The following is a 12,140-nucleotide window of genomic DNA, read 5'->3' on the forward strand; positions in this document are numbered from 1 at the left end:
AGAGGGGCCATGGGTAAAGAGACACCGGATATGCAGCTTGAGCCGCATGAGTTGCGTGCAGTCAACGAAGCGCTCAACAAGGTCCAGGCGGTGATCGAGTTCGACCTGAAAGGGAAGATCCTCCACGCCAACGACAATTTTCTCAACGCGCTCGGCTACACGTTGGAAGATATCCGCGGCCAGCATCACCGCATCTTCTGCGAACCCGCTTACGCCGCCAGCGCTGCGTACAAGAAGTTCTGGGAGAACCTCGGCAAGGGCATCGTTGATCGCGGCGAGTACAAACGCATCGGTGGCGACGGGCGCGAGGTGTGGATCAATGCCTCGTACAACCCAGTCTTCGACGAGAGCGGCAAGCCGTACAAGGTGGTGAAGTTCGCCACCGACGTCACCGCCAGCCGTCAGGAAAAGGCCGAGTACGAAGGCAAGGTCAACGCCATCAATAAGGCGCAGGCCATGATCGAATTCGATCTGAGCGGCCACGTGCTGGCCGCCAACGACAACTTCCTCAATGCGTTGGGGTACGAGCTGGACGAAATCCAGGGTCGCCATCACCGCATGTTCTGCGAAGAAAGCTACACGGCCAGTTCGGCTTATGCGGACTTCTGGGCCAAGCTCAATCGCGGCGAGTTCGATGCGGGGCGCTACAAGCGCCTGGGCAAGGGCGGTCGCGTGATCTGGATCCAGGCCACCTATAACCCGATCTACGACGGCAACGGCCGCCTGTCCAAGGTGGTGAAGTTCGCCACCGACGTCACCGCACAAGTGGAGCTGGAAGAGAGCGTGAAGCTGCGCGCCGCCGATGATCAGCGCAAGGTCGAGGCGTTGCTCAAGACCGTGCGCAAGGCAGCGGAAGGCGACCTGACGGGTGAAGTGCGCGTGGAAGGCAGCGAACCCATCGACCAGCTCGCCGATGGCATCCAGCAGATGATGAGCGACTTGCGCAGCGTGATCGGCAAGGTAGTCGACTCGGCGGGTAGCTTCTCCGGCAGCTCACAGGACATCTCCGGCCGTGCCAGCACCGTGGCAAGCGGTGCGCAACTACTCGGTGCCACCGTGGAGGAGATGAATGCATCGATTGAGGAGCTCACTGCCTCGATCAATTCCATCGCCACCAATTCGCGCAGCGCCGACCAGCTTGCCAAGGACACGCACCAAGAGGCTGAGCGAGGCGCCAAGGCGATCACCCGTTCCATCGAAGCGATGGAGTTGATCAACAAGTCGTCCGAAGACATCAGCGAGATCATCAAGGTGATCGGTGAGATCGCTAGCCAGACCAATCTGCTGGCGTTCAATGCCGCCATCGAGGCAGCGCGTGCCGGCGAACACGGTCTGGGTTTCTCCGTGGTAGCAGACGAAGTGCGCAAGCTGGCAGAGCGTTCCTCGCAGGCCACCAAGGAAATCTCCAAGCTCATCAATGAATCGGTGAAGCGGGTGGCGCAGGGCAGTGAAATCTCCAAGCAGGCCGGCGAAGCGTTCGAGAAGATCGTCGCGGGAGTGGGGCGCACCACACAGGCCATCTCCGAAATCTCCTGCGGTGCGGACGAACAGTTGGTCGCTGCGCGCGAAGTGAGCACGGCCATCCAGCAGGTCGCCGAGGAGACCGAGAAATCGGCAGCGTCGTGCGACACCATCGCGCGCTCCACCACCTCGCTCACGCAGGGTGCGGAGGAACTGAACCGGATGGTGCAGCGTTTCGTCGTCTGAGGAGTCGGTCGTGGACATCGAGAACGAGATTGACGCAGGCACCCAGCGTGCCCTGTTGGACAAAGTGCAACGCCATACCGGTATCCATATGGCGGACAGGAAATGGACCCTGCTGCAGGGGCGTCTACGGCGCCGCCTGCAGGCACTGGAACTCTGCCGCTACCGTGATTACCTGGCGGTACTGGAGGCGCAGCCGGAAGAGGTGGGCGCCTTCATCAACCTGGTGACCACCAACGAGACGTCGTTCTTCCGTACGCCACGCATCTGGGAACACTTCCAGCAGCATTTGCTGCCGGAGTGGTTCCGGGTGCATCGCGGGGCCACCTTGCAGCTTTGGTCCGCGGCCGCCTCCACCGGTGAAGAGGCGTACTCCATGGCCATGCTCTGCGAGGAGTTCCGCGAGCATCACCCCGCGTTCAAGTATCAGATCCTTGCCACCGACATCGCGAGCCACGTGTTGGTGACTGGCAAGGCCGGGCATTACCAAGGCAAGAGCATCGAAGGGCTGAAGCGCGCGAAGCCGGAATTGTTTAACAGATACTTCCAGCCAAGCGGCGACGGTTATCTGGCGTCACCCTCCTTGCGAGCGCATGTGGTGTTTCGTGAACACCATCTGCACAAGCGCCTGGATGGTGCCGCCCGTTTCGACATCACCATGCTGCGCAATGTCCTCATCTATTTCGACGAGGAAGGGCAACGCCATGTGCTGGAGAACGCGCATCGCGCCATGGCGCCCGGCGGCGTGCTGATCATTGGCGAATCCGAATCGCTGACTCGGCTCAACGTGGGTTTCGATTTTGAACAGCCACTGGTCTATCGCCGCCAGGAGCGCGCGCATGCCTGACGGGCAGGACATCCAGGTGCGTATGTGCGAAGTGCGGATCGGCCGCGGCACCGACGTGCTGCGCGCCATCCTAGGTTCGTGCGTGGGCATCGGCCTGCTATGGCGCCGCCGTGGCGTCTACGGCATGGCCCATTGCCTGTTGCCGGAGTCGCCGCAAGGCGAACCGGGACAGGGTGCCAAATACGTTACCGGTGCCATGCCCTCGCTGCTGACGATGATGGAGTTGGAACGCAGAGAGCAGGACGAAGTGGAGGCCGTGGTCGCTGGCGGCGCGTGCATGGTGCAACACGCGGTCATGCCTCGGCATGGCCTTATCGGCGAGCAGAACGTGCGCATGGCGCAACGGCTGCTGGCAGAGACCAGGATAAAGGTCGTGCATGTTGACGTGGGTGGCGACAGCGGTCGCCAGCTCGTGATCGATTGCGCGCAACACCAATTTGCGGTCAGGACATTTGGCCGCACAACGTAAACCGGAGCATGGCCATGGAATCATCGATCGCTTCGCTCGTCCGGCAGGATGCCGCTGAGATGTTCGGTTCGTTCCACCTGGGAGACACCGAGCTGGTGCTTCCTGTGGCGGCCGTGCAGGAAGTAGTGAACTATCCGTCCGTCGTCACGCAGGTGCCGTTGGCGCCGTCGTATCTGCTTGGCCTGTTCAATCTCCGCGGTCGGTTGATTCCCATCGTCCATCTTGGCGAGGTGCTGGAACTCCCGGAACGGGGACCGCGCGAAGGCGCCAAGATCGCCATCGTCGAGTTTCGCCAGGGACGCGTGGGGCTGTTGTTCGACGCCACCGGCGAGATCCTGCGCGTGCCGGCCGAACAGAAGGTGATGTTCAGCGGCATCGATGGCGCGCCATCGATGATCGGCGGCGCGCTCAAGCTAGACGGCGGCCAGCGCATCCTGCAGATCCTCAGCGTGGATGCCTTGCATCGGCTGCCCGACATGCCGATGCCGCGGGGCGACGCACAGGCGTCCGATCCCGCACGTCTGCGCGCGGCGCAGGGACAGCGCCGCCAGGGTGTGTCTTTTCGCGTCAACGACACCCGTCTCGCGCTCCCGATGGGAGCCATCCACGAAATCATCCGCGTGCCAGAGCTGCTCTCGTCCGTGCTCGCCAGTGAGCTATGCCTGGGCATGCTCAACCTGCGCGGCAACACCGTGCCGGTGGTCGACTTCGCCCGCTTCCTCGGCCTGCCGTCCACGGCGTCGCCTACGGCGGTTGCGGGTGACTTCGAGGACGCGCGGCGCATCGTGGTGCTGCGCCAGAAGGACATGGACTTCGGGCTGCTGGTGGATGACGTGGAAAGCATCGTCAGCTACCGCGACGAGGAACTACTGGCCATCCCGTCGTTCCATGCCGAACAACCGCCACTCTTCACTGGGTGCATTAGCCGCGAGGCTGCGCCGGATATCCTGCTCATTGACGAACTGGCGCTGTTGAGCGACGCGACCGTCGCCGACATCACCCAGGGCCACCGTGAGCTGTACTCAGTGGAATCGACAGCGGAGCGCGGGCAGGGCAAGCGACGCAGCGGCGTGCGTGAAACTTATGTCACGTTCCGACTCGAGCAGTTGATGGGCATGCGCATCGATCAATTGCGCGAAGTCATCGACTTCCCCAGCGACATGATGCAGCCGCCGGGAGCGCCGGACTATGTGCGTGGCATCCTCAACCTCCGCCGCAAGCTAGTCACCATCATCGACATGCGGTCCCTCTACGGCATGAAGAGCTACGCGGACGTGCGCGCCGCCAAGGTGCTGGTAGTGGAGAACGATGAGGAGAAGTTCGGCCTGGTGGTGGACGCCATCGAGAACATCGTGACCATCGATGTGGCCGACAAGCTCGGTGTGCCTGGCGTGCTGCGCAACCAGATCGACCCGGCGTTGCGCAACGACATGCGCGACGTGGTCGAATTGCCCGATCAACGCACGTTGCTTCTGCTGGATGCCTCGCCACTGAAGGAGCGCCTCAGCGGCCGGACGATGCATTGAGCGAACGGTATGGACGTGCCCTGTCCTGCGATAACGGAACGGGGTGGCCAGGGATGGCTTTTCCTTTCCGGCGTGTGTGATCGCGCAAAACAAAACGATGCCTCAACGCATGAATTTGCGCCGATCTTGCGCGCTGTTTTTGCGATCGGATTCACTCATCGTGCATCGTTGCGAATCACATCATGGCGCCGTCGTGGAGAAGTGCGCCTGGGGGCGCGTCCGAGTCCACGACATCATTCGATGGAGAGTTCGCATGAAGAAGACATTGCTCGCACTGATGCTTGGCGCCGTGATGGTTTCCACGACCGTGGCCGCCGCACCGTTTCAGTACGACGACCACCATGATCAGCACGATCAGGATCAGCACGGTCAAGGGCATGACCACGATCATGACCGTGACCACGGGCCGGATCGCGATCATCACGACTACGTGATCGTGCACGACCGCGGCAATCACGAGGGCTGGTACCACCGGGGTGGACGCGTGCCCGAGGAGTACTACCACGACCGTCGCTACTACGTGGATTACCACGCGTACCACCTTGCGCCGCCGCCGCCGGATCACGTGTGGATCCGCAGCGACACCGGTGATTTCCTGCTGGTCGCCGTGGCCACCGGTGTGATCGCCGATCTGGTGATCAATCACTAAGAGGCACAACAGCCACACAGCTCAATTCGCATGAATTTGCGAAATGACATCACGCCAGATGAACGCCAATTGAGGCAGCGTGATAAGGCGTCACGCGTCTGGCGCATAGTGTTCGCGCAGGCGCTTGAGCGCTTAATGGACGTCACGCAACGACGGTGATTCCGTGGTTGCGGATGACGCGGACAGGGGACACGTTCCGTCGCGCGGGATAGGTTTCCCATGGGGCAGGCGAATTCGCACAGGAGGGATCGAAGATGAAGTCATATGGTCTGATGGCAGTTTTGCTCGCAGGTCTTCTGGCAGGACCGGCGGTGTATGCACAGCAGTCCGCCGCACCCGCTGGCTCGACGGGTCAGTGCAAGGACGGGAGCTACACCGACCACGCCACCAAGAAGGGCGCTTGCTCAGGTCACCAGGGCGTCAAGGAGTGGTACACCGCTGCGGCCGCCGCACCGGCTGCTGCAGCAGCTCCCGCCGCTCCCGCCGCCGCCGTAGCACCAGCGGCTGCTCCGGCAGCGGCCCCCGCCAGCAAGAGCGCGGCAACTAGCAGCAAGTCGGCAGGGTCGCAGCCGCCGGCTAACGCGGCGCCGGGTGGTGGTCCGGGCCTGGTGTGGGTAAACGACAGCAGCAAGGTTTATCACTGCCAGGGCGACAAGTGGTACGGCAAGACCAAGGCGGGCGCATACATGAGCGAAGCCGATGCGAAGGCCAAGGGGTATCACGCGGATCATGGGAAGGCTTGTACGCAGTAAGCGTGCAATGAGATGTCGAAAAAAGGCCCGCGATTGCGGGCCTTTTTTTGGAGCGTGGGATGGCTCCCTCTCCCCGAGGGGGAGAGGGAGCAGAACTGAGGCGCTTTGCGTGCCGCGTGCTTGCGGCCCTCACCCCGGCCGCCGCGCGCCCAACTGCACCAGCACTTCCTGCGCCGCGCGAATACGCTCGGTCGCACCGGGCAACTCCAGATTCACCTTGAGCTTGTCCTGCCCATCCAGCTTGTACACGCGCGGCTGACTCTGGATCAGGCGAATGATCGCCATCGGATCCACCTCCGGCTTGTCGCGGAAGGTGATGCGTCCGCCATTGGCGCCGAAGTCCAACTTGCGAATGCCCAACGGTGTGGACATCAACTTCAATTGCGCCACCGCGAACAACTGCTTGGCTGCATCGGGAAGCAGCCCGAATCGATCGATCATCTCGACCTGAAGGTCACGCAGGTGGTCCTCGTTGCGAGCACTGGCGATGCGCTTGTACAAGGTCAGGCGTGTGTGGACGTCCGGCAGGTAGTCGTCGGGAATCAGTGCTGGCAGGTGCAGTTCGACTTCGGTCTCATGCTCGCTGCTGAGGTCAAAGTCGGGCACCTTGCCGGACTTCAGTGCGCGCACGGCACGCTCCAGCAGTTCGGTGTACAGGCCGAAGCCGATTTCCTGAATCTGACCGGACTGCTCATCGCCCAACAGCTCGCCCGCACCGCGAATTTCCAAATCGTGCGTGGCGAGTGTGAAGCCTGCGCCCAGTTCTTCCAGCGAGGCGATGGCTTCCAGCCGCTTCTCCGCGTCGGCCGTCATGGCCTTGCGATCGGGTACCACGAGGTAGGCGTAGGCACGATGGTGCGAACGGCCGACGCGGCCACGCAACTGGTGCAACTGTGCGAGGCCGAAGCGGTCAGCGCGGTTGATGATGATGGTGTTGGCGGTGGGAATGTCGATGCCGGTTTCGATGATGGTGGTGCACACCAGCACGTTGAAACGCTGGCGATGGAAATCCGCCATCACGCGTTCCAGGTCGCGTTCGGCCATCTGGCCGTGGGCGATGCCGATGCGCGCTTCCGGAATCAGTTCCTCCAGCTCGCGTGCAGTACGCTCGATCGTGTCTACCTCGTTGTGCAGGAAGTACACCTGACCGCCACGTTGAAGCTCACGCTGGAACGCTTCGCGGACCAGCGCCGGCTCCCACTGCGCGATGAAGGTGCGCACCGCCATGCGATGCGCCGGCGGGGTAGCGATCAGCGAGAGGTCGCGCAGGCCGCTCATCGCCATATTCAGCGTGCGCGGAATCGGCGTGGCCGTCATGGTGAGCAGATCCACCTCGGCGCGCAGCTTTTTCAGCTGCTCCTTCTGGCGTACGCCGAAGCGCTGTTCTTCGTCGACGATGACCAGGCCCAGATTCTTGAACTTGATTTCGGGCGAGAGCAGCTTGTGCGTGCCCACGATCACGTCGATCTGCCCGTCGGTAAGACGCTTGAGCGCCTCGTTCACTTCCTTGGTCGACTTGAAGCGCGATAGCACGTCCACGCGCACCGGCCAGTCGGCGAAGCGGTCGGCGAAATTGCGGTAGTGCTGCTGCGCGAGCAGGGTGGTCGGTACGAGCACCGCGACCTGGCGACCTGCCGTGGCGGCGGCAAAGGCAGCGCGCAGCGCCACTTCGGTCTTGCCGAAGCCCACGTCGCCGCAGATCACGCGATCCATGGCGCGCGGAGCGGCGAGGTCCTTCAGCACCGAATCGATGGCCTGTTCCTGGTCCGGCGTTTCCTCGAACGGGAAGGTGGCACCGAATTCCTCCACCATCTGACGGTCGATCGGCATCGACTCGCCGCCGCGCGCTTCACGTTGTGCGTAGATGGCCAGCAGTTCGGCGGCGACGTCTCGCACTTTCTCGGCCGCCTTGCGGCGCGCGCGTTCCCACGCGTCGCCACCCAGCGAATGCAGCGGCGCGAGTTCGGGCGCGGTGCCGGTATAGCGGCTGACCAGACCGAGCTGTGCCACGGGCACGTACAGCTTGTCGCCCTTGGCGTACTCGATGGTGAGGAACTCACCTTCCATGCCGCCCAGTTCCATCGACACCAGGCCCTGGTATCGGCCCACGCCGTGGTCGACGTGAACGATGGGCGCACCGATGGTCAGTTCGGTGAGGTCGCGGATGATGCTTTCTGGATCGCGCGCAGCACCACGGCGGCGCTTGCGGTCGGTACGTACGCGTTCGCCGAACAGCTCGCGCTCGGTAAGCACGGTGAACGCGGGTTCCTTAAGCGCGAAGCCCTGTTCCAGCCCTGCGATGGTGATGGCAAGTCGTAGCTTGTCGCTGCCGGTAAGAAACGCTTGCCAGCCGTCGATGGTTTCGGGCTTCAAACCTGCGCTGGCGAGCTGTTCGATCAAGGCTTCGCGGCGGCCTGCCGAGTCAGCGGTGATCAGCACCCGTCCCGGGTAGCTCGACAGGAAGTGGCGCAGCGACGTGCCGGGCTCTTCGCCCTTGCGGTTGAGCGGCAGTTCCGGTGCGGGTTGCGTGCCGCTGGGCACGGCATGTTCGTGGCCGCTTTCCACCACTTCCACGCGCAGGCGCTTGTTGAGCTGTTCGCGCAGCAGTTCCGGAGCAAGGTACAGCTCCGCCGGCGGCAGCACGGGGCGCTCAATGTCGTGCGCGCGCTGGTCGTAGCGTTCGCCGGTCTGCGTCCAGAACTGGTCGGCGGACTCCAGTGCGCCTTCGCCGAGCAGAAATACGGCGTTGTCGGCGAGGTAGTCGAACAGCGTGGCCGTCTGCTCGAAGAACATCGGCAGGTAGTACTCGATGCCGCCCGGCGTCACGCCTTCCTTCATGTCCTGGTAGAGCGGACAGCGGCGCACGTCGATGGGGAAGCGCTCGCGCAGTCGCGTGCGGAAATCCTTGGCGGCGTTCTCCGTGAGCGGAAATTCGCGCGCGGGCAGCAATTCGATATGGTCCACTTGCTGCTGCGAGCGTTGCGTCTCCGGATCGAAGCTGCGGATGGATTCCACTTCGTCGTCGAACAGCTCAATGCGGTACGGCTGGACGGCGCCCATCGGGAAGATGTCGATCAGCGCGCCGCGCACGGCGAAGTCGCCGGGCTCACCCACCTGTGGCACGTTGCGATAGCCAGCGGCTTCGAGCCTGCGCTGCTCAGCGGCGAGGTCGAGCTTTTGCTTCTTCCTCACCACCAAGCCCGCGCCGGTGATGTGGCTACGTGGAGCGATGCGCTGCATTAGCGTGGCGATTGGCACCACCAGCACGCCGCGTTGCACATTCGGCAACTCGTACAGGGTGGCGATGCGTTGCGAGACGATGTCCGGGTGTGGACTGAATACGTCGTAGGGCAACGTTTCCCAGTCAGGGAAGTGCAGCACCGGCAGGTTGCCCGCGAACACACGCAGCTCGTCTTCCAGCGCGCTCGCGCGTTGGGTATCGCGCGTCACCGCGACCAACAGCCCCTGGTGCGTGCGCGCGGCTTCAGCGACCAGCAGGGCGCGAGAAGAGCCGTGCGGCGACGTCCAGAAGCGACGCTGCTTGGGGGTGGTGGGCAGGGGCGGGTGGGGAATCGTATTAGCCATGCGAACCCAACTATCGTTGGCGAGGCCTCATGCCGCGCCGGGAAAGCGGGCAAGTGTAACGCGACCGCCCCGGACAGGCCGGGGCGGTTGTGGCTAGTTTCTGCAGGAGCGCTGGGGTCAGAGCAGTAGCGAGATCAGCGTGGTGCCAGGCTCGTCTGGCGACAGGCGGCGCACGAAGCCCAGTTCTTTGCACAGATGGAGCATGGGGCGGTTTTCCAGTAGCACGTAGCCCCAGATTTCGCTCAGGCCGCGGTGGCGACAATCGTCGACCAGGCGCTGCATCAGCAGGGCGCCCAGGCCCTGACAGCTCCAGTCGCGCTCGACCAGCACGGAGAATTCGGCGCTGTTGGCGGCTTCGTCCACGAAGATACGTCCGACGCCGCGCATTTCCGCTGGCTTGACCGTCTCGTCCATCAGCACGAACGCGGTTTCCACGGCGGGGTCGATGTGGGTCAGGCGCTGCGCCATCGAATCCGGCAGCTCCGACATGCAATGGAGGAAGCGACGGCGGATGTCCTCTGGCGAGAGACGGGCGAACTGGCGCTTCAACGCAGCCATGTCGCTGGGTTCGATGCCTCGCAGGTACAACTCGCGGCCATCATGCGCGTGCACCAGCTCGCCCTTGGGCGATTTGGACACCTCAACCAGGCGAGGGCGGGCGAAGCGCTCGTTGCTACGCACGGGTACCAGTGCGCGGCGGTTGCTTGAGTAGTCGATGGCGGGAGTCATGACCATACTTTACCGTATTGTGTGCAGTGCAACATGAACAAAATGCTTTGCTAGACGGGCTATTTCGCGGCTCTATGTCGCACCGCGAAGAAGGATTGGGTGGGCTGTTGGGTGCTGCCGGCCCGCTGCGGGCAGAATGCGCCAGAGCGCGCCCGTTGGCGTTGAGGGAGAGTGAAAACCATGGTGGCTGCGTCCAAAGGCATCACCCCTCACCAGGTCGAGGCGCTCTGCGGGCATTGGCCGGGGGTGACCCGTGACATCAAATGGGGTGCCGAGCTGGTGTTCAGCGTAGGCAGCAAGATGTTCGTGGTGATGCCGGTCGACGGCGGGCGGATCGCCTTCAAGGTCGAGGATGATCGCTTTCTCGAACTGACCGATCAGCCGGGTATCATCGCGTCCCCTTATCTCGCCCGCGCTCGCTGGGTCTCCGTGGTGGAGCCGCAGCGCTTCACCGCCAAGGAACTGTCCGAGCACATCCGCACGGCTTACGGGCTGGTCCGCGCCAGGCTCACCAAGAAGCTGCAGGCGGAGCTGGGCGAGTGGCCGCTCCCAAAGGAAAAGCACGAGTGAAGCAGTACATCGGCAGCATCGCCCTCGTCGTCGCCGATTACGACGACGCCATCGATTGGTATACCCGCGTGCTGGGATTCACGCTGGTCGAAGACACCGACATGGGCGGCGGCAAGCGCTGGGTGATCGTGGCGCCGCCGGGTTCGGTCGAGACCCGCGTGCTCCTTGCCAAGGCGACGACGCAACAGCAATCGGCCCGCGTGGGTGACCAGACGGGTGGCCGCGTCTTCCTGCTGCTGCACACCGACGATTTCTGGCGCGACTACCGCCGCATGGAAGCCGCTGGCGCCACCTTCTGCGAGGCGCCGCGCGAAGAGGCCTATGGAACGGTAGTGGTGTTCCAGGACCTGTATGGCAACAAGTGGGATCTGTTGCAGCTCAAGAGCGGCTCTTAGTCGGCGATGTCCGGCTCGAAGAAACTCCAACGAATATCCGGAAACTGCGCCTTCATGGCGCGCTCCACGCTGTTGATCGCCTCTACCAGCGCGGTCTGGTCCGGCGCTGGAGACATGCGCGCCTTCACTGCCACCATCACGTCGGGGCCCATCTGCAGGGTGATGACGTTGAGCACCACATCCACTTCGGGGCGCGCGTTGATGAAGGCAATCAGCTCCTCGCGGCGCTTGGGCTCCACGCCCTGGCCGATCAGGAGATCCTTCACCTCGCTGGCCACGGCAACCGCCACCACCACCAGCAGCACGCCGATCACGATGGTGCCCGCGGCGTCGTAGAGCAGGTTGCCGGTGATCATGGTGGCGAGTACGGCCACCAGCGCCACGGCGAGACCGAGCAGCGCGGCGAGGTCTTCGCCGAAAATCACCAGCAACTCGCTGGAACGCGTTTCATGAAACCAGCGCCACAAGCTGCGGCCATCGCGTGCCTTGTTCACTTCCTTCAGGCAGCCGTGCATGGAAATCGACTCGGCCACCACGCCAAAGCCAAGCACGCCGATGGCCAGCCACGGCCACTTCAGCGGCTCCGGGTGGCTCAGCTTGTGGATGCCCTCGTAGATGGAAAACATGCCGCCTACGCTGAATAGCAAAATGGCGACGAGGAACGACCAGAAATACAGCGCGCGGCCCCAACCTAGCGGGTACTCGTCGGACGGCGGGCGCTCCGCCTGCCGCATGCCGAGCAGCAGCAGGCCTTGATTGCCACAGTCGGCCAGCGAATGCACCGCTTCGGCCAGCATGGCGCCCGAGCCGGTGATCAGCGCGGCGACTAGTTTGCTCAGGAAAATGGCGAAATTGGCACCGAGGGCGAGCAGGACCGCCCTCAGCGAATTAGCATGACCAGACATCGCGCATTC

Annotated in this window: 11 protein-coding genes; 8 read left to right on the forward strand and 3 right to left on the reverse strand. The window is 63.3% G+C overall.

The window, feature by feature from the left end; genetic code table 11:
* Positions 1-9: 9 nt before the first annotated feature.
* The 6 genes from DyAD56_RS14005 to DyAD56_RS14030 all read left to right on the forward strand — a co-directional run bounded on the left by DyAD56_RS14005 (position 10) and on the right by DyAD56_RS14030 (position 5,947).
* Positions 10-1,707, forward strand: a complete 1,698-nt coding sequence (locus DyAD56_RS14005) for a methyl-accepting chemotaxis protein (RefSeq protein ID WP_233202431.1) — start codon at positions 10-12, stop codon at positions 1,705-1,707.
* Between the two features lie 10 nt (positions 1,708-1,717).
* Positions 1,718-2,551, forward strand: coding sequence for a protein-glutamate O-methyltransferase CheR (locus DyAD56_RS14010; RefSeq protein WP_102303389.1), 834 nt, complete (start codon positions 1,718-1,720; stop codon positions 2,549-2,551).
* Entirely contained in the window at positions 2,544-3,020 is a 477-nt protein-coding gene (locus DyAD56_RS14015; protein WP_102303390.1) for a chemotaxis protein CheD, read from the forward strand. The genes DyAD56_RS14010 and DyAD56_RS14015 overlap by 8 nt, the downstream gene beginning before the upstream one ends.
* A gap of 14 nt (positions 3,021-3,034) precedes the next feature.
* Complete coding sequence (locus tag DyAD56_RS14020; protein ID WP_158241350.1) at positions 3,035-4,546, forward strand: chemotaxis protein CheW; 1,512 nt, start codon at positions 3,035-3,037, stop codon at positions 4,544-4,546.
* 253 nt (positions 4,547-4,799) lie between these two features.
* Complete coding sequence (locus DyAD56_RS14025; protein ID WP_233202432.1) at positions 4,800-5,195, forward strand: RcnB family protein; 396 nt, start codon at positions 4,800-4,802, stop codon at positions 5,193-5,195.
* Positions 5,196-5,449: 254 nt separating this feature from the next.
* Positions 5,450-5,947, forward strand: coding sequence for a DUF3761 domain-containing protein (locus DyAD56_RS14030; RefSeq protein ID WP_102303392.1), 498 nt, complete (start codon positions 5,450-5,452; stop codon positions 5,945-5,947).
* A 129-nt stretch (positions 5,948-6,076) separates the two neighbouring features.
* On the opposite strand, the gene mfd is transcribed toward DyAD56_RS14030, so the two are convergent.
* Positions 6,077-9,532, reverse strand: a complete 3,456-nt coding sequence (gene mfd, locus DyAD56_RS14035; RefSeq protein ID WP_102303393.1) for a transcription-repair coupling factor — start codon at positions 9,530-9,532, stop codon at positions 6,077-6,079.
* A 117-nt stretch (positions 9,533-9,649) separates the two neighbouring features.
* Positions 9,650-10,261, reverse strand: a complete 612-nt coding sequence (locus DyAD56_RS14040; protein ID WP_102303485.1) for a GNAT family N-acetyltransferase — start codon at positions 10,259-10,261, stop codon at positions 9,650-9,652.
* A gap of 180 nt (positions 10,262-10,441) precedes the next feature.
* On the opposite strand from DyAD56_RS14040, the gene DyAD56_RS14045 reads away from it, so the two are divergent.
* Positions 10,442-10,831 carry an MmcQ/YjbR family DNA-binding protein gene (locus tag DyAD56_RS14045; protein ID WP_102303394.1) on the forward strand — a complete coding sequence of 130 codons (390 nt, stop codon included), beginning with the start codon at positions 10,442-10,444 and terminating at the stop codon, positions 10,829-10,831.
* A complete protein-coding gene (locus tag DyAD56_RS14050) occupies positions 10,828-11,226 on the forward strand; it encodes a VOC family protein (protein WP_102303395.1) in 399 nt (132 codons plus the stop codon). Before DyAD56_RS14045 ends, DyAD56_RS14050 begins: the two co-directional genes overlap by 4 nt.
* Here DyAD56_RS14050 and DyAD56_RS14055 read toward each other — a convergent pair.
* Complete coding sequence (locus tag DyAD56_RS14055) at positions 11,223-12,131, reverse strand: cation diffusion facilitator family transporter (RefSeq protein WP_102303396.1); 909 nt, start codon at positions 12,129-12,131, stop codon at positions 11,223-11,225. The genes DyAD56_RS14050 and DyAD56_RS14055 overlap by 4 nt on opposite strands.
* Between the last annotated feature and the right edge of the window lie 9 nt (positions 12,132-12,140).

This window comes from Dyella sp. AD56 (genome assembly GCF_002878475.1).
In the GTDB taxonomy this organism is placed as follows: Bacteria; Pseudomonadota; Gammaproteobacteria; order Xanthomonadales; family Rhodanobacteraceae; genus Dyella.

Coding starts and splice junctions, on each gene's coding strand:
- DyAD56_RS14030 (WP_102303392.1), top strand. CDS start 5,450: ATGAAGTCATATGGTCTGATGGCAGTTTTGCTCGCAGGTCTTCTGGCA.
- DyAD56_RS14055 (WP_102303396.1), bottom strand. CDS start 12,131: ATGTCTGGTCATGCTAATTCGCTGAGGGCGGTCCTGCTCGCCCTCGGT.
- DyAD56_RS14040 (WP_102303485.1), bottom strand. CDS start 10,261: ATGACTCCCGCCATCGACTACTCAAGCAACCGCCGCGCACTGGTACCC.
- DyAD56_RS14015 (WP_102303390.1), top strand. CDS start 2,544: ATGCCTGACGGGCAGGACATCCAGGTGCGTATGTGCGAAGTGCGGATC.
- DyAD56_RS14025 (WP_233202432.1), top strand. CDS start 4,800: ATGAAGAAGACATTGCTCGCACTGATGCTTGGCGCCGTGATGGTTTCC.
- DyAD56_RS14045 (WP_102303394.1), top strand. CDS start 10,442: ATGGTGGCTGCGTCCAAAGGCATCACCCCTCACCAGGTCGAGGCGCTC.
- mfd (WP_102303393.1), bottom strand. CDS start 9,532: ATGGCTAATACGATTCCCCACCCGCCCCTGCCCACCACCCCCAAGCAG.
- DyAD56_RS14005 (WP_233202431.1), top strand. CDS start 10: ATGGGTAAAGAGACACCGGATATGCAGCTTGAGCCGCATGAGTTGCGT.
- DyAD56_RS14020 (WP_158241350.1), top strand. CDS start 3,035: ATGGAATCATCGATCGCTTCGCTCGTCCGGCAGGATGCCGCTGAGATG.